Source organism: Cupriavidus sp. 10L45, from assembly GCF_056395225.1.
The window spans coordinates 1-23516 of record NZ_JBFTJC010000017.1 but is presented as its reverse complement, the minus strand read 5'-3'; the positions used below and the strand labels follow the sequence as shown (position 1 = coordinate 23516).

Sequence of the window (23516 nt, the reverse complement as noted above, 5' to 3'; positions counted from 1 at the left end):
GCCGCGCGAAGTACTGCAATGATCGCAAATTTACGACTTTACTGCTTCGGAGCCTGGGCGGCGGGGGCGGGCTGGGCTTCGGCGGCCGGGGCCGGAGCCATCAGCAGCGGCGTGGCCACCGGTGCGCGCAGGGCGCCGGCCTGGGTCGGGGCCGAGCCACCGGCCTGCATGTCGGCGTTCTGGCATTCGTCGGCCAGGCGCTGGCCCAGGTTCTTGTTGAACAGCATGGCCTTGCCCGGGATCACGACGAGGTCGAGGCCCGATTGCTGGTCGAAGTAGCGGTCGGCGCCGGTCACGGTGGACTGGCGCGGCAGGCGGTAGTCACGGCCTTGCCAGTGCACGGTCAGCACTTCGTCGCGCAGCATGTTGCCATTGATATAGATGACGTTGCCCAGCTCGCACTGCCACTTCTCGCCGGACGGCGTGGCGGGGGCGGCGGCAGCAGTCGTGGCCTTCTTGCTGGACTTGGCGGGCGCTTTCTTGGTCGCAGCCGGCTTCTTGGCGGGTTCCTGAGCCATGGCGGTGGAGGCGACGGTCAGCGAGAGGGCGCCGAGCAAGGAGGCAAGCACGATCTTTTTCATGGGTATTCCTTCCGGATTTTGAATGATTACTTGGGGGCTCTGATATTGGGCGGGGCCGGGTGCCCGTGCGGACGCCCGGCAACTTTCCGCCGCTATTCTCTACGATTTGCCTGACAGGGCGAAGTCCGTCATCTATTGGTTACACAATCGGAAATGTCTGGTTTGCCATGGGGCACTTCAGGCCGGAAAAGGGCAGTATCCGCGCGCTGAGGCGTCACCCGGGTCATTCAGTCGAAGAACAGCTCGGCCGCCGCTGCCGGCAGGTGGGTGCCCGTCGCGTGAGCACGCTGCAACAGCGCCCAGTAGTACCGGTAGCTGGCGCGGTCGTGCAACTGGCCGTCATGGCGGATTGGCGCCCAGTTGTTCTCGTGCGCGGCCAGCAGAATCTCGCTGGCCGCGCCGATCTCGGTGTCGGTGGGGCGGAAAGCGGCCACGATCGGGGCAATCTGGCCCGGATGGATGCTCCACTTGCGCAGGTAGCCGAACTCGGCGCGGGCGCGGCTGGCGTCTTCGCCGGCGCGCTGCGGATGCTGAACGTCCGTGCTGACGTTGTGCGACGGCACTTTGCCGTGGCGATGGCAGGCCGCCGAGATCTCCAGCATCGCGCGGCGGATCAGCGGGTATTCGAACTGGCCCGGCGAGCGCATCGCATCGCCCGGAATGGCGCCGTGGTGCGCGGAGACGAAGTCCATCAGCCCGAAGCTGAGGCACTCCACCTGGACCAGCGCGGCGATATCGAAGACCTGTTCGAGTGCTGCATGTGTCTCAATCAGCACATGAATCGGGATATGCCGGGCGATGCCGGCACTGCGCGCCACGTGGTTGACGTGGTCGGTCACCCGGGCCACTTCCACCACATCGGTCACCTTCGGCACCACGACGTAGGCCAGCCGCGCGCCAGCGGCGGCGACCAGGATGTCGATGTCCTCGCGCCAGTGCGGGTGGGCCGGGTCGTGGATGCGCACGCCCACGCGATTGTGGACGTTCGCGGGGCTGTTGATCAGCTGGGCGCACAGCGTGGCGTGCTCGCGCTCCAGACCGACGGCGGCGCCGTCCTCGCAATCGAACGTGATGTCGAACACGGGCCCAAGCTCTTGCTGCAGGGCCAGCGACTTGCGCATGAGCTTTTCGCTGCCGGCATAGTGGTCACACACCGGCAACTGGACCGGGATGGCTTCGCCCTGGAACAAGACCTCGGAAGGATGCACGTTGAATACTTATGGAGTGGGGGGTAATTGACGAGACAAAGCCCGCGCCCATGAAAAAACCGGGGTCCGCGCCGATTGTTGCATCGATGCGGGACCCCGGTTCGTCATGCGCGGGAAGCTCCGGAAGATCAGCCCAGCAGATGCTGCACGCCGGCCTTTTCTTCTTCCAGTTCCTTCAGGGTGATGTTGATCTTTTCCTGGCTGTAGGCGTCGATCTCCAGACCCTTCACGATTTCATACTTGCCGTTGGCGGTGGTCACCGGGTAGCCGAACATGGTGTCGGCCGGGATGCCGTATTCGCCGTTCGACGGGATGCCCATCGTGACGACCTTGCCGTTCGAGCCCAGTACCCAGTCGTGCACGTGGTCGATGGCGGCGTTGGCGGCCGAGGCAGCCGACGACAGGCCACGGGCCTCGATGATGGCGGCGCCGCGCTTGCCAACGGTCGGCAGGAACACGTCGTTGTTCCAGACCGGGTCGTTGATCATGTCCTTGACGCTCTTGCCGTCCACGGTGGCGTAGCGGTAGTCGGCGTACATGGTCGGGCTGTGGTTGCCCCACACGAACATCTTCTCGATCGACGCCACCGGCTTGCCGGTCTTGGCGGCGATCTGCGACAGCGCGCGATTGTGGTCCAGGCGCAGCATCGCGGTGAAGTTCTCGCGCGGCAGGCTCGGGGCCGACTTCATGGCGATGTAGGCGTTGGTGTTGGCCGGGTTGCCCACCACCAGCACCTTGACGTTGCGGCTCGCCACTTCGTCGAGCGCCTTGCCCTGCACCGTGAAGATCTGGGCGTTGGCTTCGAGCAGGTCCTTGCGTTCCATGCCCTTGCTACGGGGACGGGCGCCAACCAGCAGGGCCACGTCGGCGTCCTTGAAGGCAACCTTGGGGTCATCGGTGATGACCACGCCGGCCAGCAGCGGGAACGCGCAGTCTTCCAGTTCCATCACCACGCCCTTGACGGCGGCCTGGGCTTGCGGGAGGTCGAGCAGTTGGAGGATAACCGGCTGGTCTTTGCCGAGCATGTCGCCATTGGCGATGCGGAACAGCAGGGAATAGCCGATCTGGCCAGCGGCGCCGGTCACTGCGACGCGCATTGGGGCTTTAGCCATGAGTAAATCTCCAAACGAAATGAGGGGTAACCGGTCAGTGGCGCCTGCCGCACGGGGCGGGCGCGTCGCGTGTCGCCACGGGGCAGGCTGGCGTCCGCCGCGTCGGGGGCGACAAGGCGTAAGTCTACTACTGCTATGTGGTGCGCCGCATCCCGAACGGTGCCGCAATGCCCGAATCCGGGTCTTGCGGGGGATGGCGGCCGGGGGCGGCGGCGCGGACTGCGCGAGTGTAGGACGGGCCTCCGTGACTGTCAATTTATATGTCTTATATAAGACATAAGACATTTCATAGCGTGCTGGACGCGATTCTCGATTTTGTGGTGAAATCCGGGCTATGTCATCCCTGCCCACGTCCCTGTCCGCCGCAGCCGGCAACGGCGCGCCGGAATCTGGCGCCCCCCAGAGCGGTGCCGGGACGCAGCCGCCCGCCGCCAATGCGCCGGCCGGCCCGGTCAATCCCTCGCCCACGTTCAGTCCCCTCTATCAGCAGATCAAGGCCCTGATCACCCAGAGCCTGCAGTCCGGCGAATGGAAACCGGGCGAAATGATCCCGAGCGAGATGGACCTGGCCGCGCGCTACAAGGTCAGCCAGGGCACGGTGCGCAAGGCCATCGACGAACTGGCTGCCGAGAACCTGGTGGCCCGCCGGCAGGGCAAGGGCACTTTCGTGACCACGCACTATGAGGACGTGGTCAAGTTCCGTTTCCTGCGGCTGGTACCCGACGAGGGCGAGCCGCACTATGGCGCGAGCCGGGTGCTGGAATGCAAGCGCCTGCGCGCGCCGGCCGAGATCGCACGGCTGCTGGATATCCGTACCGGCGACAGCGTCGTGCAGATCCGCCGCGTGCTGACATTTTCGAATGAAGCCACGGTACTGGACGAGATCTGGCTGCTGGGTACCAATTTCAAAGGACTGACGGCCGAGAAGCTCAACGAGTGGAAGGGCCCGATGTACGCGCTGTTCGAGGCCGAGTTCGGCACGCGCATGATCCGCGCCACGGAAAAGATTCGGGCGGTTTCTGCCGATAATACGGCGGCCGAGTTGCTGTCCGTGGCCGCGGGTACGCCGCTGCTGTCGGTGGAGCGGGTATCGTTCACCTATGGCGATCGTCCGGTGGAAGTCCGCCGCGGCCTCTATGTGACCACCCGGCACTATTACCAGAATGACTTGAGTTAATGCATGGTGGCGATGCTCGCCAGGGTCGGAGCGCGATTATTGCGGCGCCTGCAGATGACCTGTGCTGACCGTTGCGGCCATTGAATGGAATCATCGGGAATGCGCCGGGGAGAAGTCCGATCCGGCGTGGTGCGCGAAGTATTGCGTGCGATTGTCGGGCACGCCGGGTTGGTGCGCGATAGCTGAAAATTATTGGTGCGGCGCGCAACAAAGGCGCTAAAATCATCTGGATTTGCTCCAGTGCATTCATTTGCATCCAGCGCAACCCACGCGCAGGATCCAAACCGGTGCGCACCGGAAGGCGGGTGTGTCCCGTGCCTTCAAGGTACCCGGAGTCGCGTCACTGCGCAATCGTGTAGCGATCCGGTGAAACCCGGAGCAATGGCAGTTTTCGTTCTTTTGCAGTTTTTTTTCTACCGCAAATGGGGTCTCGCATGGCTGAAGCCGTCAAACAAGCCAGGCCGGAGTTCCGGAACATCGGTATTGCGCAAATCGCGCGTTATCGGTTGCCCTGGGCCGGCAAGGTATCCATCCTGCATCGCGTCAGCGGTGCATTGATGTTCCTCCTCCTTCCGTTCGTTCTGTACCTGTTTGAGCAGAGCGTCACGTCCGAGCTGAGCTTCGCCAAGTTCTCGGCACTGCTGTCCAACGGCTTCGTCAAACTGGTCATCCTGGCGCTGATCTGGGGTTACCTGCATCACTTCTGCGCTGGCATCCGCTTCCTGCTGCTCGACGTGCACGTCGGCGTGGCAAAGCCCACGTCTGCAAAGTCGGCCGTCGCGGTGCTCGTCGTCAGCCTGCTGCTCACCCTGATTTTCGGGCTGAAGCTATTCGGCCTGTTCTGAGGAGAATCAAGGTGGCAAACAATAATATCGGTCCCAAGCGTCTTGTCGTCGGTGCGCACTACGGTCTGAAGGACTGGCTGGCGCAACGCGTGACCGCCGTGATCATGGTGCTGTTCACCGTGATCCTGGCGGGTGTGTACCTGGCTTTCGGCAATCCGTCGTACGAAGGCTGGGCAGGTCTCTTCTCCAACCAGTGGATGAAGATCCTGACGTTCCTCACCATCCTCTCGCTGCTGTATCACGCCTGGTTTGGCGTGCGCGACATCTGGATGGACTATGTGAAGCCGATGGCCGTGCGCCTCGTGCTGCAAGTTCTTACGATTCTGTGGCTCGTCGGTTGCGCGGGCTACGCTGCTCAGATTCTCTGGAGGGTGTAATAAATGGTCGCAGTCAAGACTGGATTGCCGCGTCGTCGGTTTGACGTGGTCATCGTCGGGGCGGGCGGCGCCGGGATGCGCGCATCCCTCCAGCTCGCGGAAGCCGGCCTGAACGTGGCCGTGCTGTCGAAGGTTTTCCCCACCCGCTCGCACACCGTGGCGGCGCAGGGTGGCATCGGTGCCTCGCTCGGCAACATGAGCGAGGACAACTGGCACTATCACTTCTACGACACCATCAAGGGCTCGGACTGGCTGGGCGACCAGGACGCCATCGAGTTCATGTGCCGGGAAGCGCCGAAGGTCGTGTACGAGCTCGAGCACTTCGGCATGCCGTTCGACCGTAATGCCGATGGCACGATCTACCAGCGTCCGTTCGGCGGCCACACGGCCAACTACGGCGAGAAGCCCGTGCAGCGTGCCTGCGCCGCGGCTGACCGTACCGGCCACGCGCTGCTGCACACGCTGTACCAGCGTAATGTGCGCGCAAAGACACATTTCTTCGTCGAATGGATGGCGCTGGACCTGATCCGCGACGAAGACGGTGATGTGCTGGGCGTGACCGCGCTGGAAATGGAGACCGGCGAGGTCTACATCCTCGAAGCCAAGACCACCCTGTTCGCCACCGGCGGCGCGGGCCGGATCTACGCGGCTTCCACCAACGCCTTCATCAACACGGGCGATGGCCTGGGCATGGCGGCACGTGCCGGCGTACCCCTGGAAGACATGGAGTTCTGGCAGTTCCACCCGACCGGCGTGGCCGGCGCGGGCGTGCTGATCACGGAAGGCGTGCGTGGCGAGGGCGGCATCCTGCGTAACAAGGATGGCGAGCGCTTCATGGAGCGCTATGCCCCGACGCTGAAGGATCTGGCGCCGCGTGACTTCGTGTCGCGCTCGATGGACCAGGAAATCAAGGAAGGCCGTGGCTGCGGCCCGAACGGCGACTACGTGCTGCTCGACCTGACCCACGTCGGTGCCGAGACCATCATGAAGCGCCTGCCGTCGATCCGAGAAATCGGCATGAAGTTCGCCAACGTCGACGCGATCAAGGAACCGATCCCCGTCGTGCCGACCATCCACTACCAGATGGGCGGTATCCCGACGAACTTCCACGGTCAGGTCGTGGTGCCGAAGAACGGCAACCCGAACGAGATCGTGAACGGCTTCTACGCGATCGGCGAATGCTCCTGCGTGTCGGTGCACGGCGCCAACCGCCTGGGCACGAACTCGCTGCTGGATCTGGTGGTGTTCGGCCGTGCGGCCGGCAACCACATCATCGCCAACGCGAACAAGCAGAAGGAACACAAGCCGCTGCCGGCTGACGCCGCGGACCGCGCCATGTCGCGCCTGGCCAAGCTGCAGGGCACGACCTCGGGCGAATACACCCAGGACGTGGCCAACGACATCCGCCGCAACATGCAGTCGCATGCCGGCGTGTTCCGTACGCAGAAGCTGATGGACGAAGGCGTCGAGCGCATCCTGGAAGTGGCGGAGCGTGCCAACAACATCCACCTGAAGGACAAGTCCAGGGTCTTCAACACCGCGCTGGTGGAAGCCCTGGAAGTGTCGAACCTGGTGGAAGTGGCCAAGGCGACGATGATCTCGGCCGCGGCCCGCAAGGAATCGCGTGGCGCCCACGCCCACAGCGACTTCCCGAACCGCGACGACAACAACTGGCTCAAGCACACGCTGTTCTACAGCGAAGGCAACCGCCTCGACTACAAGCCGGTGAAGATGGAGCCGCTGACAGTGGAATCGGTTCCGCCGAAGGCCCGTACCTTCTGAGCCCCGCATCGTAGAGACAACAGGACCCACAGAAATGAAGCGTATTTTCGAAGTCTACCGCTACGATCCGGACAAGGACGACGCGCCCCGCATGCAGACCTACGAGGTAGAACTCGACGGTCACGAGCGCATGCTGCTCGATGCGCTGGTCAAGCTGAAGAAGCTCGACGAGACCATCTCGTTCCGCCGTTCGTGCCGTGAAGGCGTGTGCGGTTCGGACGCGATGAACATCAACGGCAAGAACGGCCTGGCCTGCCTGACGAACATGCGCGAGCTGCCGGACCGCATCGTGCTGCGTCCGCTGCCCGGCCTGCCGGTGGTGCGCGACCTGATCGTCGACATGACGAACTTCTTCAAGCAGTACAACTCGATCAAGCCGTTCCTGATCAACGACGAGCCGCCGCCCGAGAAGGAGCGTCTGCAGTCGCCGCAGGAACGTGACGAGCTGGACGGCCTGTACGAGTGCATCTTGTGCGCGAGCTGCTCCACGTCCTGCCCGTCGTTCTGGTGGAACCCGGACAAGTTCGTCGGCCCGGCCGGCCTGCTGCAAGCCTACCGCTTCATCGCGGATAGCCGCGATCAGGCCACCGGCGAGCGTCTGGACAACCTGAACGACCCGTACCGCCTGTTCCGCTGCCACAGCATCATGAACTGCGTCGACGTGTGCCCGAAGGGTCTCAACCCGACGAAGGCCATCGGCAAGATCAAGGAACTGATGGTTCGCCGCGCGGTATAAACCAGCGGTATAAACTGCCTCCTGCCACCACGCGGGAGGCTGCAGTATCGCAGTCTGCAGTTGAAGTAAGCGGCGCGTCAGCCTGTTGAGGTATATCAGGTGACGCGCCGATCGCAAGAAGGCTGACCATGAGTCTTTCCACCACTTTCTCCCATCAGGCCGATCCGCATAAGCGCGCCCGGTTGCGCTGGCGTGCCCGCCGCGGCCTCCTGGAGAACGACATCATCGTCGAACGTTTCTTCAACCGTTACGAGGAGAGCCTGTCCGATGAGGACGTGGCATCGCTGGGCGAGCTGTTCGAGCTCAGCGACAACGAGTTGATGGACCTGCTGCTTGTCCGCAAGGAGCTGGACGGTGAGCTCGACACACCCCCGATGCACCGGGTCCTGGACCTGCTGCGTTCGGTCTGAGTTTGGTCAACACTATTATTCACAGCATTTGAAGGAACCGACATGACGCCGTCCGATGTGAAAGCCACGCTATCGTTTTCCGATGGTTCCCCCAGCGTTGAGCTGCCGATCTACAAGGGTACCGTTGGCCCCGACGTGATCGACATTCGCAAGCTGTACGGACAGACCGGCAAGTTCACCTATGACCCGGGGTTCATGTCGACTGCGTCGTGCAACTCCAAAATCACCTACATCGACGGTGACAAGGGCGAACTGCTGTACCGCGGCTATCCGATCGAGCAGCTGGCAGGCAAGTGCGATCACCTGGAAACCTGCTACCTGCTGCTGAAGGGCGAACTGCCCAACGCCAAGCAGAAGGAAGAGTTCGTCAACAGCGTGATGAACCACACGATGGTTCACGAGCAGCTGCAATTCTTCCTGCGCGGCTTCCGCCGCGATGCCCACCCGATGGCCGTGCTGACGGGTCTCGTGGGCGCGATGAGCGCGTTCTACCACGACGCGATGGACATCGATGATCCGCACCAGCGCGAGATCTCGGCCATCCGCCTGATCGCCAAGATGCCGACCCTCGTGGCCATGGCATACAAGTACAACATCGGCCAGCCGTACATCTACCCGCAGAACGACCTGTCCTACTCGGGCAACTTCCTGCGCATGATGTTTGGCACGCCGTGCGCCCCGTACACCGTGAACCCGGTGCTCGAGCGCGCGCTGGACCGCATCTTCATCCTGCACGCAGACCACGAGCAGAACGCCTCGACCTCGACGGTGCGCCTGGCTGGCTCGTCGGGCACGAACCCGTTCGCCGCCATCGCCGCTGGCGTGGCCTGCCTGTGGGGTCCGGCCCACGGCGGCGCCAACGAAGCTGCGCTGAAGATGCTGGAAGAGATTGGCAGCGTGGACAACATCAACGAGTTCATCAAGCAGGTCAAGGACAAGAACTCGGGCGTGCGCCTGATGGGCTTTGGCCACCGCGTGTACAAGAACTACGATCCGCGCGCCAAGCTGATGCGCGAAACCTGCCATGAAGTGCTGAACGAACTGGGCCTGCACAACGACCCGCTGTTCAAGCTCGCCATGGAACTGGAAAAGATCGCGCTGGAAGACGAGTACTTCGTGAGCCGCAAGCTGTACCCGAACGTGGACTTCTACTCGGGTATCGTGCAGCGCGCGCTGGGCATCCCGACCTCGCTGTTCACCTGCATCTTCGCCCTGGCACGTACGCCGGGCTGGATCTCGCAGTGGGAAGAGATGATCACGGACCCCGAGTACAAGATCGGCCGTCCGCGCCAGCTCTTCAACGGCAACGCCGCCCGCGAAGTGCCGGACATGGCCAAGCGCTGATCCCGCCGCGCGAGCGCAGGGTGGCCTAGTCGCCTTGCACTGCAGCAAACACAAACGCCCCGGCTTGCCGGGGCGTTTGTGTTTCCGGCGGCGTGGCGTTGTGCGGCGCCGCGCCAGGGTCATCTGCGCAGCTATGCACAACAGTTGTGAAAGGCCATTTTTGCGACGATTCCTGCCATGCGAAGGTTGCAACTGTCTACATTTGTTGTCTGATTTTCGGCAAAGTCGGGAACTATCGCCCCAACGGGTTGCAACTTCCCTCTATAATGCGGGCTGCTTTTGCCACCGGCAGCCGGGCCACCCTTCCGGCACGTCGCGAGGCAAGGCGGGGCAGGCGAAGCGCTTGCGCAATAGAGAACGCATCAACGTTGTCTTTCCGAACTTTTGGCGCCACGGGCTTCCGGGCGCTGACACATGCCGGGCCCCGCATCGCTTCACGTCTTCATCGCAGGCCCGTCTTCCGCTTCGGGTCGTCCCTCCGCCACCTCTGGCGGCTCTCCCCGCGGGTGTTGTTCGATTGCGCTGGTCATGCCGCCTCTGCCCGGAATGACCTAAACATAATCGAGGAGCTCCTGATGACGTTGTCCCGTCTCACGTCCACTGCCATGGCCGCCGTGATTGCCACCGCCGGCCTCACTGCCGCCAGCCTGGCCCACGCCGAAACCGTCAAGATCGCCATCGCCGGCCCCATGAGCGGCTCGGTCGCCCAGTACGGCGACATGGTCAAGGCCGGTGCCCTGACCGCCATCGAACAGATCAATGCCGCGGGCGGTGCCGGTGGCAACAAGCTCGAAGTGGTGCTGATGGACGACGCCTGCGAGCCGAAGCAGGCCGTGGCGGTTGCCAACAAGGTCGTGAGCCAGAACATCCGCTTCGTGATTGGCCACGTGTGCTCCGGCTCGACGATCCCGGCATCGGATATTTACGAGAACGAAGGCATCGTGATGGTCACGCCGTCGGCCACCGCGCCGCAGCTGACCGAGAACAAGAAGCGCAAGTTCATCTTCCGCACCATCGGCCGTGACGACCAGCAGGGTCCTGCCGCTGCCCAGTACATCATCGGCAAGGTCAAGCCGAAGAAGGTGGCTGTGCTGCACGACAAGCAGTCGTACGGCCAGGGCATCGCCTCGTCGGTGAAGAAGGACCTGGAAGCGGCCAAGATTCCCGTGGCCGTGTTCGAAGGCATCAACGCCGGCGATTCGGACTACTCCGCTGTCATCACGAAGCTGAAGTCGCAGGGCGTGGACTTCGTCTACTTCGGCGGCTATCACCCGGAAATGGGCCTGCTGCTGCGCCAGGCGCGCGAGCAGGGCGTGAAGGCCACGTTCATGGGCCCCGAAGGCGTGGGCAACAAGGACGTGACGGCCATCGCCGGCCCGTCGTCGGAAGGCATGCTGGTCACGCTGCCGGCCGACTTCTCGGCCGACCCGGCCAACGCCGCGCTGGTGAAGGCCTTCGCCGACAAGAAGCGCGACGCCAACGGCCCGTTCCAGATGCCCGCCTACGCCGCCGTGAAGATCATCGGCGACGCCATCGCCGGCGCCAAGAGCACGGACCCGGCCAAGGTGGCCGCGTACATGCACAAGAACGCGTTCACCACGCCGATCGGCAAGGTTGAGTACGACGAGAAGGGCGATCTGAAGTCGTTCAAGTTCGTCGTCTACACGTGGCACAAGGACGCCACGAAGACCGCCGCCAACTAAGTCCGGCGCCAGTCTGGCGAAACGCCTCGCTCCCGCATAGGGAGCGGGGCGTTTTGGTATCGGTTCGATGTCGGATAGTCGTCACATCATGATGGCCCGCGCGCCGCATCGGGCTCCCCGATCCACAAGGTCCCCCGCATGAACGAATTCCTTCCACAGTTCACCCAGCAGCTGGTCAACGGCCTGACACTGGGTGCGATCTATGCGCTGATCGCCATTGGCTACACCATGGTCTACGGCATCATCGGCATGATCAACTTTGCCCACGGCGAGATCTACATGATCGGCGCCTACGTGGGCCTCGTGACCCTGACCGCCATCGGCGCGCAGGCCGGCTACCCGCTGCCGCTGGTGCTGGGTGCTGCGCTGATCGTGTCCGTGGCCGTCACCGGCTGTTATGGCCTTGCCGTGGAGCGCGTGGCGTATCGCCCCTTGCGCGGCGGGCCGCGCCTTGTGCCGTTGATCTCGGCCATCGGCATGTCGATTTTTCTTCAGAACTACGTCCAGATCGGGCAAGGTGCACGCGACGTGTCCGTGCCGGTGCTGATCTCGGGTGCCATCGAATTCCAGATGGGCAGTGACTTCGTCGTGACCGTGCCGTATTCGCGCCTGCTGATCGTGGGCGTGACGCTGGTGCTGATGGTGGCGCTGACGCTGTTCATCGGCCACTCGCGCATGGGCCGCGCCTGCCGCGCCTGTGCGGAGGACATGCGCATGGCCAACCTGCTCGGCATCGACACGAACCGCGTGATCTCGTTCACCTTCGTGCTCGGCGCGATGCTGGCCGCCGTGGGCGGCGTGCTGATCGGGCTGACCATCGGCAAGCTCAATCCCTTCATCGGTTTCATTGCCGGCATCAAGGCCTTTACGGCCGCCGTGCTGGGCGGCATCGGCAGCATTCCGGGCGCGATGCTCGGCGGCGTGCTGCTGGGTCTGGCCGAAACCTTCGCCTCCGGCTACATGCCGGCCGAGTACAAGGATGTGGTGGCCTTCGGCCTGCTGGTCCTCGTGCTGCTGTTCCGTCCGACCGGCCTGCTTGGCAAGCCGGATGTGGAAAAGGTCTGAGGAGGGCGCCATGACACAAGCGATGTATCAAAAATCCGTCTCGCATTCCGTCGCGCAGACGATGAAAAACGCGGTGACGGCGGCCGTGATGACGGCCATCCTCACCATTCCCGTGCTGGGCCTGCAACTGAAGCTGGACGGCTACAAGGTGGTGCTGGAGCCACACTGGCGGCCGGTCTGGATCGCCGTGGCGGCCGTTTTCGTCTTTCAGCTGCTCAAGCCGCTGCTCACGCGGGCCCGTAGCGCCGTGAAGCTGCCCGCCGCGCCGGCGATGGGCGCGCAGCAGCAGCGCGTGGTGATCTGGGTGCTGCTGGCGGTGGGGCTGGTCTGGCCGTTCTTTGGCTCGCGCGGCGCGGTGGACGTGGCCACGCTTGCCCTGATCTACGTGATCCTGGGCCTGGGCCTGAACATCGTGGTGGGCTTCGCTGGCCTGCTCGACCTGGGCTACGTGGGCTTCTACGCGGTGGGCGGCTATACGTATGCGCTGCTCAACCAGTATTTCGGGTTCACGTTCTGGGAGTGCCTGCCGATTGCTGCGGGCATGTCGGCGCTGTTCGGCTTCGTGCTCGGCTTCCCCGTGCTGCGGCTGCGCGGCGACTACCTGGCCATCGTCACGCTCGGCTTCGGTGAAATCATCCGCCTGCTCTTGAACAATCTGACCAGCCTGACTGGCGGCCCGGACGGCGTCTCGGGCATTCCGAAGCCGACCGTGTTCGGCATCGAGATGGCGCGTAGCGCGAGCGTGGAAGGCACGCGCACGTTCCACGAAATGATCGGGCTCGACTACACCGGACAGCACATGGTGATCTTCCTGTACCTGCTGGCGCTGCTGCTGGTCGGTTTCACCCTGTTCGTGACGAGCCGCCTGATCCGCATGCCGATGGGCCGCGCCTGGGAGGCGCTGCGCGACGACGAGATCGCCTGCCGCTCGCTGGGCCTGAATCCCACGCGCATCAAGCTGTCGGCATTCACGCTGGGCGCCTCGTTCGCGGGGCTGGCCGGCGCGTTCTTCGCGGCGCGCCAGGGGCTGGTCAATCCGGAATCGTTCACGTTTATCGAATCGGCGTTGATCCTGGCCGTGGTGGTGCTGGGCGGCATGGGCTCGCAGCTGGGCGTGATCCTGGCAGCCATCCTGCTGACCGTGCTGCCCGAGGTGGCGCGCGATTTTGCCGAATACCGCATGCTGATTTTCGGCCTGGTGATGGTGCTGATGATGATGTGGCGTCCGCAGGGCTTGCTGCCCGCGAGCCGTCCCCACGTGGAGTTGCCGCAATGAGCGCGGAAATGCTGAAAGTATCCGGCCTGCAGATGCGCTTTGGCGGGCTGCTGGCCGTGGACGGCATCGATTTCGATGTGCGTCGCGACGAGGTCTTCGCCATCATCGGCCCGAACGGCGCCGGCAAGACCACGGTGTTCAACTGCGTGGGCGGCTTCTACAAGCCCACCGGCGGCGAAGTCACGCTGGACGGCCAGGCCATCGCCGGCCTGCCGAGCCACCAGGTGGCGCGGCGCGGGCTGGTGCGCACGTTTCAGAATATTCGCCTGTTCAAGTCGCTGACCGTGGTGGAGAACCTGCTCGTGGCGCAGCACCTGCAGGTCAAGGCCGGCCTGCTGCGCGGGCTGTTCGCCACGCCGGCCTACCGCCGCGCCGAGCGCGAGGCGCTGGAGCGCGCCGCCGTCTGGCTCGAACGCATGGGCCTGACCTCGGTGGCCAATCGCGAGGCGGGCACGCTGTCCTATGGACACCAGCGCCGGCTCGAGATCGCGCGCTGCATGATCACCAAGCCGCGCCTGCTGATGTTGGACGAACCGGCGGCGGGCCTGAATCCGCAGGAAAAGATCGAACTGCAACAATTGATCGACAAATTGCGCCACGAATTCAACATTTCGGTGCTGCTGATCGAGCATGACATGAGCCTCGTCATGGGCGTGTCCGACCGCATCCTCGTGATGGAGCACGGCAAGCCGATCGTCATCGGCAAGCCGGACGAAGTGCGCAACGACCCGCGCGTGATCAAGGCCTACCTGGGAGAGGACTGATGCTGAAGCTGGAACAGGTCCATACCCACTATGGCGCCGTGGAAGCGCTGAGCGGCGTATCGATCGAAGTGAACAAGGGCGAAATCGTCACGCTGATCGGTAGCAACGGCGCAGGCAAGACCACGCTGATGATGACCGTGTGCGGCTCGCCGCGCGCCTCGAGCGGCCGCGTGTCGTTCGAGGGGCAGGACATCACGCAGCGCAATACCCACGAGATCATGCGCATGGGCATGGCGATCTCGCCGGAGGGGCGGCGAGTGTTCCCGAGCCTGACCGTGCTGGAAAACCTGAAGATGGGCGCGTTCTTCGCCAGCCGGCACGACATCGAGGCCGGCATCGAGCACGTTTTCAAGCTTTTTCCGAGGCTGAACCAGCGCTCGGGCCAGCGTGCGGGCACGATGTCCGGCGGCGAACAGCAAATGCTGGCCATCGGCCGCGCCCTGATGAGCCGCCCCCGTCTGCTGCTGCTGGACGAGCCAACGCTGGGCCTCGCCCCGCTGATCATCGCCCAGATCTTCGACATCATCCGCACCATCCGTGATGAAGGCGTCACAGTGTTCCTGGTCGAGCAGAACGCCAACAAGGCCCTGCAGGTGGCCGACCGGGGCTACGTGCTGGAGACCGGGAAGGTGGTGCTGGCAGATACCGGGGAGAATTTGCTGGCGAATGACCGGATACGGGCGGCGTATTTGGGTGGGTGAGGGGGAGGGTAGGTGGCGGAGCCTTGGGTAAAAAAGCACCGCCACTCGCCTGCGATGGCTAACCGCAGGACCTTAACTACGCTTTGGATTCCGTGGCGTCTTGTTCCTAGCACTCTCCTTCGGAACTAAGGCCGTAGCCGCAAGCCAACGGATCGCCCCATTTATTGTGCTTGTAAAGTAAATATACAGAGTCGCCTCTATTCCAATACAAGGTGGCGGTTCCACTTGAGCGCAGTCGGAATTCGCCAAAACTGTTATCGCTGAATTTCACTACGCCCGTCGCGTAGCAGGGCGAATAGCGTTCCGTGGTAATAACGTAGCCTTCCACGGGATAGGCTTTCGAGAAGTATCGTTTTACCTGTGCCACCGTTGGTTGGAATATCTTGCAGCGCTCGGTCATGTCCACGTCGTCCGGCTCGGCATTTTGGCCGGTCTCGGTGATGATGACTTTCTTGACGGTTCTGGCGTCACTCGTTGCGGGTAGCGCAAGGAGGAGAGTCACCAAGATAACTGCTGTAGGAGCACTTACCATCTAGCGGCGCCTGAGGAGTCGGCTCAGAAACGAGCGTTTCTTTTCTTGCGTGGTTTTTCCAAGCGTCCTGAGGTACTCCTCCGACTCCCTGGCATCCTGATCGACATCTAGGTCAGAGAAAGAATCGAAGACGAAAACGATCGCCTCTCGCCATTCGGGACTGGCCTGCCAGTCGTCTAGGTAGCGGTCCTGCTGTCTTGAAGTCAGGGGTGTCCAGAATGGCCTCCACACCCGATCGAACCAAGGTTCGGAAATTCCTTGTTGAACGTGTGCCGCCAGTTCATCTGGCTTGATGTTAGGGAAGATGATCCAGGGCGGTTCTGGAGCGTCGGGATGGTGCGCTACTAGATTGGTGCCTAAGCCTTCCATCATCAGCATTCGGGTTCGTCGCTCAAACCATATGCACATGCGAACGGGTCATGCCATTTGTTGCGTTTGTAGAGCAGATCGACCGTATTGCCTCCTAACCAGAATAATGTGGCGGTCCCTCCTGAGTAGAGCCGGAATCTGCCTGAAGTGTTGTCGCTGAACGATACTTCACCCACTGCAAAGCATGGGGAATAACGCTCGTGCGTCAGAATGCGGCTCTCTATCGGATAGGCCTTGGAGAAATACCGTTTCACTTGGCTGACTGTTGGCTTGAAGGTCTTACAGTTTTCCGTGAGGCTGGCGTCGTCAGTGTGCGAGGTTAAACCCGTTTCCTTGATGACTACCTTTGTCACTGTTCTCTCTTGGGCCGTTACAGGTAACGCGTAAAGTGCGGCCATCATAGAGACACTGATCAGTCCGAGCTTTACCATTCTGCTGTGCTCGCCTCGGTTAAGTTCTTATATGAGACCTGAGGATGTCGATAAATCTCTCCGGTCGGAACTTTGAACGTTGCAACCAGTTCCGCGATGAGCCAGCGGAGAGACGCATTCTGCTGGGTTGTGACGTTCTCGTAGACCCTTGCGGTCTTGCTGTCGCTGGCTGGATCGATCGGCATGGATTTCCCCACGATTTCGATACCGATGGAGTCGTCGCTGGAAGGGTAGCGCTCGGGCCAAGGCTTCTTGTGTTCGTGTATCGATAGCTTTGTATATTGAAGTTGAATTGCAGTGGTCAGCTTCAATTCAGCAGGCGAGCATTTGTGCGTAACAATGCAGCGTGACTGTAGTTTTCCCACGTGTCTGGTGATTTTCTTCAGCGAAGCTGTTTGATATATCGTCCCGTCCTTGTCGATCAGGAAATGGGCGCCGAGCGCGCCTTTCGCTCGATAGCTGAATGTACTTTCAGTTGTAGAGCCATCTGTCTGGTGAACGATAATCCCATTTACCCTGTCCATCGGCCCCCGTTCAATGTTCGGGAAGATCTTGACCTTGACGCGTTCAGCGTCGACTCGACCATTCTTGTCGATAAAGAACATATGTGTTTCCCAGTCAGATTGATTTGTTTACCTTCACGTCATAACCCATGCTGACCGTCCCGGCGCTACCGCCCGACGCGTTCTGCACGACGTATTCCTGCTTCACTCGCGAGAATGAAAGGCTGACTTCTTCCCGGGGCGCGCGCATATTGATGTTGTGAGCCGGTTTCACCTGCGTGATCAGGACGTCCTCCATCGTGATCCTAAGAAACTCAAGCGGCTTGCCACCCGCCTTGCGCATCGTCAGCACTGCGCTGCCGATATGTTTCCCGGTCAGGCAGTACTGAATCAGATTGGGCGAGGCGCGGTCGACATAGTGTTCGAACGTCAGGTCCTCAACGGTCGCCTTGCCTGCGCCGCCGCCCCTTCCTGCGTGCGTGTTCGATGGCTGCTTCACCGACCATTCCCACGTCAGAACCTCAATCTCTTTCGAATGGCTGGCGTCCGTCGCTTCGCCCTCGATTCCTGTCAGCTTCAAGAAGATGTCCTGCGCCATCAGATGCTCCCGTCGTTGGTTGAGAAACAACTCAGGGAGCCTATCGATCGGCAAAGAAGTGATCTATAGAACTAGTTCGAAAGGCGCCGCCGCCCCGGACTTGCCGCCACCCACCCCTTTTCGCCAACCGCGAAATCCCCCTTTCGCCAATGACTACCGGGCGGTTGGCAGCGTCTGACCGCTTGGGCGGGCCCCCGCGTGGCATAATCGATTGCGATGTCAAGCAATCACCGGCCACGCCGGAGGCGCGGCACAATAGCGGCGCCGACCCGCGAAGGCATCCGGTAAATAACAATCCCCTGCAAACCACTGCGCGGGCCTGCGCCGTTCCTGCCCGGACGGACGGTTCGCCCCCCCTGCATCATGGCCAAGACGCTCTACGACAAACTCTGGGATGACCACACCGTCCACGTCGAGGAAGACGGCACGACGCTGCTCTACATCGATCGCCACCTGCTGCACGAAGTGACCAGCCCGCAGGCGTTCGAGGGGCTGAAGCTGGCGGAGCGTCCGGTGTGGCGCATCAGCGCGAACCTGGCCGTGTCCGACCACAACGTCCCGACCACGGACCGTACGGAAGGCATCACCGACCCCGTCTCGAAGCTCCAGGTCGATACGCTCGACGCCAACTGCGACGCCTTCGGCATCACCCAGTTCAAGATGAACGATCACCGCCAGGGCATCGTCCACGTGATCGGGCCGGAGCAGGGCGCCACGCTGCCGGGCATGACGGTGGTCTGCGGCGATTCGCACACCAGCACGCACGGCGCGTTCGGCGCGCTGGCGCACGGCATCGGTACGTCCGAGGTGGAGCACGTGCTGGCCACGCAGACGCTGCTGGGCAAGAAGGCCAAGAACATGCTGATCCGCGTGGAAGGCAAGCTGCCGCGCGGCTGCACCGCCAAGGACATCGTGCTGGCCATCATCGGCAAGATCGGCACGGCTGGCGGTACGGGCTACACCATGGAATTCGCCGGGTCCGCCATCCGCGACCTGACGATGGAAGGCCGCATGACCGTCTGCAACATGGCGATCGAAGCTGGCGCGCGCGCCGGCATGGTGGCCGTGGATGACGTGACGCTGGAATACGTGAAGGGTCGTCCGTACGCGCCGCAGGGCGTGGAATGGGACCAGGCCGTGGCCTATTGGCGCACGCTGCATTCGGACGCAGGCGCCCACTTCGACAAGGTGGTTGAACTGCGCGGCGAGGACATCCGTCCGCAGGTCACCTGGGGCACGTCGCCCGAGATGGTGGTCAGCATCGAGGACCGCGTACCCGATCCCGAGAAGGAAAAAGACCCGAACCGCCGCAACGCCATGGAGCGCGCGCTCGAGTACATGAACCTGCAGCCGAACGTGCCGATGGAGTCGATCCAGATCGACAAGGTGTTCATCGGCTCCTGCACCAACAGCCGCATCGAGGACATGCGCGCCGCCGCCTGGGTGGTGCAGAAGCTGGGCCGCAAGGTAGCCGGCAACGTGAAGCTGGCGATGGTGGTGCCGGGCTCGGGCCTGGTGAAGGCGCAAGCCGAGCGCGAAGGGCTGGACAAGGTCTTCAAGGCCGCCGGCTTCGAATGGCGCGAGCCGGGCTGCTCGATGTGCCTGGCGATGAACGCCGACCGGCTGGAGCCGGGCGAGCGCTGCGCTTCCACCTCGAACCGCAACTTCGAAGGCCGCCAGGGCGCCGGCGGCCGGACCCACCTGGTCAGCCCGGCGATGGCCGCCGCCGCTGCCATCGAGGGTCATTTCGTCGACATCCGAAAGCTGGGCTGAGGCGTTACGCAACGGCATCCGTACACGGCTAATCGAATAAGCAGAACATGAAAAAGATCGTGATCACGTTCCTGGCATGCCTGGGCATGCTGCAACTGGCTGGCTGCAACACGATGGCTGGCATCGGCAAGGACACGCAGGCCGCCGGGCGTTCCCTCGAGAACGCGGCGCGCAAGTAAGGACATACTCATGGACAAGTTCACCGTACACAGCGGCCTCGTGGCGCCGCTGGACCGCGAAAACGTCGACACCGACGCGATCATCCCGAAGCAGTTCCTGAAGTCGATCAAGCGCACGGGCTTCGGCCCGAACCTGTTCGACGAATGGCGCTACAAGGACGTCGGCCAGCCCGGCCAGGACAACAGCAAGCGCCCGCTGAACCCGGACTTCGTGCTGAACCAGCAGCGCTACCAGGGCGCGAGCATCCTGCTGGCACGCAACAACTTCGGCTGCGGCAGCTCGCGCGAGCACGCGCCGTGGGCGCTCACGCAATACGGCTTCCGCGCCGTCATCGCGCCGAGCTTCGCCGATATCTTCTTCAATAACTGCTACAAGAACGGCCTGCTGCCGGTGGCGCTGACCGACCTCCAGGTCGACCACCTGTTCAACGAGACCAACGCGTTCCCGGGCTACCAGCTGACCATCGACCTGGACAAGCAGGTGGTGCTCACGCCGGGCGGCAACAGCTACCCGTTCGACATCGCCCCGTTCCGCAAGTACTGCATGCTGAACGGCTTTGACGACGTGGCGCTGACGCTGCGCCACAAGGACAAGATCAAGGCGTACGAAGCCGAGCGCCTGACGAAGATGCCCTGGCTGGGCAATCGCCTGGTCGGCTGACCGCGCAAGACACACTCCAATACAGGAAGACAGATGAAGATTGCAGTCCTGCCGGGTGACGGCATTGGTCCCGAGATCGTTGCCGAAGCTGTCAAGGTGCTCAACGCCCTCGACGAGAAATTCGAACTGGAAACGGCGCCGGTCGGCGGCGCCGGCTACGAGGCCGAAGGCCATCCGCTGCCCGAGAACACGCTGAAGCTGGCCAAGGAGGCCGATGCCATCCTGTTCGGCGCCGTGGGCGACTGGAAGTACGACAGCCTGGAGCGCCCGCTGCGCCCGGAGCAGGCCATCCTGGGCCTGCGCAAGCACCTGCAGCTGTTCGCGAACTTCCGCCCGGCGATCTGCTACCCGGAGCTGACCGGCGCCTCGAGCCTGAAGCCCGAACTGGTGGCCGGCCTGGACATCCTGATCGTGCGTGAGCTGAACGGCGACATCTACTTCGGTCAGCCGCGCGGCATGCGCGAGGCCCCGGACGGCCTGTTCAAGGGCGCCCGCGAAGCCTTCGACACGATGCGCTACAGCGAGCCCGAGATCCGCCGCATCGCCCACGTGGCGTTCCAGGCCGCAGCCAAGCGTGGCAAGAAGCTGTGCAGCGTGGACAAGGCCAACGTGCTGGAGACGTTCCAGTTCTGGAAGGACATCGTGATCGATGTCAGCAAGGAATATCCGGACGTCGAGCTGTCGCACATGTACGTCGACAACGCGGCCATGCAGCTGGTCAAGGCGCCGAAGAGCTTCGATGTGATCGTTACCGGCAATATGTTCGGCGACATCCTGTCCGACGAGGCCGCGATGCTGACCGGTTCCATCGGCATGCTGCCGTCGGCGTCGCTCGATGCCAACAACAAGGGTCTGTACGAGCCGTCGCACGGCTCGGCGCCGGACATCGCCGGCAAGGGCGTGGCCAATCCGCTGGCCACCATCCTCTCCGCCGCGATGATGCTGCGCTACTCGCTGAACAAGGCCGACCAGGCCGACCGCATCGAGAACGCCGTCAAGAAGGTGCTGGCCCAGGGCTACCGCACCGGCGACATCCTCACGCCGGGCTGCAAGCAAGTCGGCACGCGGGAGATGGGCGAAGCCGTGCTGGCTGCGCTGTAATCGGCCGTTTTTTGCCAGTTCGTGCCAAAAACGGGGCCTTCGGGCCCCGTTGGCGCAAGAAAATCGTGTAGACTCCGCGAATGGTCCGAATTCCCCAGTTCCTCGCTACTGCCATCGCTGCCGTCATCACGGCCGGCGTGGGTTCGCGCGACCATACCGCGACGATTAAAACCATTACTACCAAAACGATCCCCTAAGATCGTTCGTCGTGCCTGCCCGTCTTCCCCGCGCAGCGTACGCCGGGCGAGGAAAATGGCGGGGAAGTACTCATCACATCCGAGGTAAGTCATGATTGTAGGTCTCGTCGGTTGGCGAGGAATGGTCGGCAGCGTCCTGATGCAACGCATGCAGGAAGAGCGCGATTTCGACCATATCGAGCCCGTTTTCTTCAGCACGTCCAACGCCGGCGGCAAGGCCCCGGCCATGGCGAAGAACGAAACCACGCTGAAAGATGCCAACGACATCGACGCACTGAAGCAGTGCGACGTGGTGCTCACCGCCCAGGGCGGCGACTACACCAGCGATGTCTTCCCGCGCCTGCGCGCGGCCGGCTGGAACGGCTACTGGATTGATGCGGCGTCTTCGCTGCGCATGAAGGACGACGCGATCATCGTGCTCGACCCCGTCAACAATGACGTGATCAAGGATGCACTTTCGAAGGGCGTCAAGAACTTCATCGGCGGCAACTGCACGGTCAGCTGCATGCTGATGGGCCTCGGCGGCCTGTTCGAGAACGACCTGATCGAGTGGATGACCTCCATGACCTACCAGGCGGCCTCGGGCGGCGGCGCGCAGCATATGCGCGAGCTGCTGACGCAGTTCGGCACCTTGAACGCCTCGGTCAAGCCGCTGCTGGACAACCCCGCCTCGGCCATCCTCGAGATCGACCGAACCATCCTGGCCACGCAGCACGGCCTGTCGGCGGACGAAACCAAGCAATTCGGCGTGCCGCTGGCCGGCAACCTGATTCCCTGGATCGACAAGGATCTGGGCAACGGCGTGTCGCGCGAAGAATGGAAGGGCGGCGCCGAGACCAACAAGATCCTGGGTCGCGGCGATGGCTTCCTGGGCGCGACCGGGGCCACCCCGATCGCCGTGGACGGCCTGTGCGTGCGGATTGGCGCCATGCGCTGCCACTCGCAGGCGCTGACCATCAAGCTGCGCAAGGATGTGCCGCTGGACGAGATCGAAGGCATGCTGGCCTCCCACAACCCGTGGGCCAAGGTGGTGCCGAACACGCGCGAAGCGAGCATGACCGACCTGACCCCGGCTGCCGTGACCGGCACGCTGAGCATTCCGGTGGGTCGCCTGCGCAAGATGCAGATGGGCGGCGAGTACCTCTCGGCCTTCACGGTGGGCGACCAACTGCTGTGGGGCGCCGCCGAGCCGCTGCGTCGTATGCTGCGCATTCTGATCGAGAAGTAAGCAGGTACTGAGTCTCCCCGGCATTCGTTGCGGGGAGGCAACAGAATCCGCCGCTTTCCTGCCAACGCCGCGCCCCAGCGCGGCGTTGTTACGTTCGGACCCCTATTTTTCCCAGGCTTGCGTCACAATACAGCCGGCATTCGCCTGGCCAAGGGGTCACCGTCGCGTCATTGCGGCGAAGGGGTGAGACAATCGGGCACGACGTTTTTTTCGTCCGCACCGGCCGTCCGCCCGCCTGCCAGGCATTTGGGTCGGGTTTATTTTTCGCTACTAGAAACATAAATGGAGCACGAGGTGAGTGTGAGCCTACATCGCCGGAAAGATGCGCCTACTGTCCGTCAGCGCTGGTCAACGCTGGCCGTCACGGCTCTCGGTTTGCTGCTGATGCAGCCCGCCGCGTACGCCGCGGGGTTCGGACAATTACGGGTACAGTCCAATCTGGGGCAACCGCTCCAGGCTGAAATCGATATCAGCGGCGTTTCGGCCGAGGAAGCGGACAGTCTCAACGTCAAGCTTGCCTCGCCGGCCGCCTATGCCAGGGCAGGGCTGACGTACCTGCCGGCCGTGTCCGGCGTGCGACTCCAGGTGGAGCAGCGCCCCAACGGCACCTATGTGGCAACCGTCCGTTCCAACCAGCCGATCAGCGAGCCGTTCGTCGACATCCTCGTCGACATGAGCTGGTCGAGCGGCAAGGTGACGCGCGCCTACACGTTCCTGCTCGATCCAGCGGGCGCGAAGTCCAACCAGAGCTTCGCCCCGACCACGGTGGTGCAGGCGGCTACGCCCGATGCGTCCCCGGCCGAGGCCCCCGCGCAGGCGGCCAAGCCCGCCGCGCCGGTGCCGGCCGCCGCGTCGTCGGAGGC

26 protein-coding genes are annotated in these 23516 nt (G+C 63.0%); 18 read left to right on the top strand and 8 right to left on the bottom strand.

Going from position 1 to position 23516, the window contains the following annotated elements; all coding sequences use genetic code 11:
* Positions 1 to 38: 38 nt before the first annotated feature.
* The 3 genes from AC1DFU_RS25210 to AC1DFU_RS25200 form a co-directional block, all read right to left on the bottom strand.
* Positions 39 to 581 (bottom strand): hypothetical protein, encoded by a 543-nt coding sequence (locus tag AC1DFU_RS25210; RefSeq protein WP_092290183.1) that lies wholly within the window; start codon positions 579 to 581, stop codon positions 39 to 41.
* A 227-nt stretch (positions 582 to 808) separates the two neighbouring features.
* Entirely contained in the window at positions 809 to 1789 is a 981-nt protein-coding gene (locus AC1DFU_RS25205) for an HpcH/HpaI aldolase/citrate lyase family protein (protein ID WP_092290181.1), read from the bottom strand.
* 128 nt (positions 1790 to 1917) lie between these two features.
* Entirely contained in the window at positions 1918 to 2901 is a 984-nt protein-coding gene (locus AC1DFU_RS25200) for a malate dehydrogenase (RefSeq protein ID WP_092290179.1), read from the bottom strand.
* A gap of 334 nt (positions 2902 to 3235) precedes the next feature.
* Here AC1DFU_RS25200 and AC1DFU_RS25195 point away from each other — a divergent pair, with 334 nt between their 5' ends.
* The 12 genes from AC1DFU_RS25195 (at position 3236) to AC1DFU_RS25140 (ending at position 15081) form a co-directional block, all read left to right on the top strand.
* Positions 3236 to 4078 (top strand): GntR family transcriptional regulator, encoded by an 843-nt coding sequence (locus AC1DFU_RS25195; RefSeq protein WP_092290175.1) that lies wholly within the window; start codon positions 3236 to 3238, stop codon positions 4076 to 4078.
* Positions 4079 to 4512: 434 nt separating this feature from the next.
* Positions 4513 to 4923 (top strand): succinate dehydrogenase, cytochrome b556 subunit, encoded by a 411-nt coding sequence (gene sdhC, locus AC1DFU_RS25190; protein ID WP_092290173.1) that lies wholly within the window; start codon positions 4513 to 4515, stop codon positions 4921 to 4923.
* Between the two features lie 11 nt (positions 4924 to 4934).
* Positions 4935 to 5300: a succinate dehydrogenase, hydrophobic membrane anchor protein gene (gene sdhD, locus AC1DFU_RS25185; RefSeq protein WP_092290168.1), complete on the top strand. Its 366-nt coding sequence runs from the start codon at positions 4935 to 4937 to the stop codon at positions 5298 to 5300.
* A gap of 3 nt (positions 5301 to 5303) precedes the next feature.
* The gene (gene sdhA, locus AC1DFU_RS25180; protein WP_092290166.1) at positions 5304 to 7082 is read left to right on the top strand and encodes a succinate dehydrogenase flavoprotein subunit; all 1779 of its coding nucleotides are present in this window, start codon (positions 5304 to 5306) and stop codon (positions 7080 to 7082) included.
* A 34-nt stretch (positions 7083 to 7116) separates the two neighbouring features.
* Positions 7117 to 7818 (top strand): succinate dehydrogenase iron-sulfur subunit, encoded by a 702-nt coding sequence (locus tag AC1DFU_RS25175; protein ID WP_092290164.1) that lies wholly within the window; start codon positions 7117 to 7119, stop codon positions 7816 to 7818.
* Positions 7819 to 7946: 128 nt separating this feature from the next.
* Positions 7947 to 8228, top strand: a complete 282-nt coding sequence (locus AC1DFU_RS25170) for an FAD assembly factor SdhE (RefSeq protein ID WP_092290162.1) — start codon at positions 7947 to 7949, stop codon at positions 8226 to 8228.
* A gap of 42 nt (positions 8229 to 8270) precedes the next feature.
* Positions 8271 to 9572, top strand: coding sequence for a citrate synthase (gene gltA / locus AC1DFU_RS25165; protein ID WP_092290160.1), 1302 nt, complete (start codon positions 8271 to 8273; stop codon positions 9570 to 9572).
* A gap of 575 nt (positions 9573 to 10147) precedes the next feature.
* Positions 10148 to 11275, top strand: coding sequence for a branched-chain amino acid ABC transporter substrate-binding protein (locus AC1DFU_RS25160; RefSeq protein ID WP_092290159.1), 1128 nt, complete (start codon positions 10148 to 10150; stop codon positions 11273 to 11275).
* A 138-nt stretch (positions 11276 to 11413) separates the two neighbouring features.
* Positions 11414 to 12340 carry a high-affinity branched-chain amino acid ABC transporter permease LivH gene (livH, locus tag AC1DFU_RS25155; RefSeq protein WP_441590546.1) on the top strand — a complete coding sequence of 309 codons (927 nt, stop codon included), beginning with the start codon at positions 11414 to 11416 and terminating at the stop codon, positions 12338 to 12340.
* 10 nt (positions 12341 to 12350) lie between these two features.
* Positions 12351 to 13616, top strand: a complete 1266-nt coding sequence (locus AC1DFU_RS25150) for a high-affinity branched-chain amino acid ABC transporter permease LivM (RefSeq protein WP_441590545.1) — start codon at positions 12351 to 12353, stop codon at positions 13614 to 13616.
* Positions 13613 to 14380 carry a high-affinity branched-chain amino acid ABC transporter ATP-binding protein LivG gene (gene livG / locus AC1DFU_RS25145; RefSeq protein ID WP_092290156.1) on the top strand — a complete coding sequence of 256 codons (768 nt, stop codon included), beginning with the start codon at positions 13613 to 13615 and terminating at the stop codon, positions 14378 to 14380. The genes AC1DFU_RS25150 and livG overlap by 4 nt, the downstream gene beginning before the upstream one ends.
* Positions 14380 to 15081 (top strand): ABC transporter ATP-binding protein, encoded by a 702-nt coding sequence (locus tag AC1DFU_RS25140; protein WP_092290155.1) that lies wholly within the window; start codon positions 14380 to 14382, stop codon positions 15079 to 15081. The genes livG and AC1DFU_RS25140 overlap by 1 nt, the downstream gene beginning before the upstream one ends.
* Positions 15082 to 15187: 106 nt before the next feature.
* On the opposite strand, the gene AC1DFU_RS25135 is transcribed toward AC1DFU_RS25140, so the two are convergent.
* From AC1DFU_RS25135 to AC1DFU_RS25115, 5 genes are read right to left on the bottom strand one after another with little or no spacing between them, the layout of a single operon-like run.
* Positions 15188 to 15586, bottom strand: coding sequence for a hypothetical protein (locus AC1DFU_RS25135; RefSeq protein ID WP_143093841.1), 399 nt, complete (start codon positions 15584 to 15586; stop codon positions 15188 to 15190).
* A 27-nt stretch (positions 15587 to 15613) separates the two neighbouring features.
* On the bottom strand, positions 15614 to 15991 hold the full coding sequence (locus AC1DFU_RS25130; protein ID WP_255370662.1) for a hypothetical protein: 378 nt from the start codon (positions 15989 to 15991) through the stop codon (positions 15614 to 15616).
* Positions 15985 to 16413 (bottom strand): hypothetical protein, encoded by a 429-nt coding sequence (locus AC1DFU_RS25125; RefSeq protein WP_143093840.1) that lies wholly within the window; start codon positions 16411 to 16413, stop codon positions 15985 to 15987. The genes AC1DFU_RS25130 and AC1DFU_RS25125 overlap by 7 nt, the downstream gene beginning before the upstream one ends.
* Positions 16407 to 17018, bottom strand: coding sequence for a peptidoglycan recognition protein family protein (locus AC1DFU_RS25120; RefSeq protein ID WP_441590544.1), 612 nt, complete (start codon positions 17016 to 17018; stop codon positions 16407 to 16409). Before AC1DFU_RS25120 ends, AC1DFU_RS25125 begins: the two co-directional genes overlap by 7 nt.
* 13 nt (positions 17019 to 17031) lie before the next feature.
* Positions 17032 to 17514, bottom strand: coding sequence for an Hcp family type VI secretion system effector (locus AC1DFU_RS25115; protein ID WP_441590543.1), 483 nt, complete (start codon positions 17512 to 17514; stop codon positions 17032 to 17034).
* Between the two features lie 363 nt (positions 17515 to 17877).
* On the opposite strand from AC1DFU_RS25115, the gene leuC reads away from it, so the two are divergent.
* The 6 genes from leuC to AC1DFU_RS25085 form a co-directional block, all read left to right on the top strand.
* Positions 17878 to 19287 carry a 3-isopropylmalate dehydratase large subunit gene (gene leuC, locus AC1DFU_RS25110; protein WP_092290149.1) on the top strand — a complete coding sequence of 470 codons (1410 nt, stop codon included), beginning with the start codon at positions 17878 to 17880 and terminating at the stop codon, positions 19285 to 19287.
* 47 nt (positions 19288 to 19334) lie between these two features.
* Entirely contained in the window at positions 19335 to 19466 is a 132-nt protein-coding gene (locus AC1DFU_RS25105; RefSeq protein WP_092290135.1) for an entericidin A/B family lipoprotein, read from the top strand.
* Positions 19467 to 19476: 10 nt separating this feature from the next.
* Entirely contained in the window at positions 19477 to 20127 is a 651-nt protein-coding gene (leuD, locus tag AC1DFU_RS25100; RefSeq protein WP_441590542.1) for a 3-isopropylmalate dehydratase small subunit, read from the top strand.
* Between the two features lie 33 nt (positions 20128 to 20160).
* Positions 20161 to 21228 carry a 3-isopropylmalate dehydrogenase gene (gene leuB / locus AC1DFU_RS25095; RefSeq protein WP_092290132.1) on the top strand — a complete coding sequence of 356 codons (1068 nt, stop codon included), beginning with the start codon at positions 20161 to 20163 and terminating at the stop codon, positions 21226 to 21228.
* A gap of 288 nt (positions 21229 to 21516) precedes the next feature.
* Positions 21517 to 22653 (top strand): aspartate-semialdehyde dehydrogenase, encoded by a 1137-nt coding sequence (gene asd, locus AC1DFU_RS25090; protein ID WP_092290130.1) that lies wholly within the window; start codon positions 21517 to 21519, stop codon positions 22651 to 22653.
* Between the two features lie 294 nt (positions 22654 to 22947).
* On the top strand, positions 22948 to 23516 hold a 569-nt coding region (locus tag AC1DFU_RS25085), incomplete at its 3' end, for a type IV pilus assembly protein FimV (protein WP_477112917.1).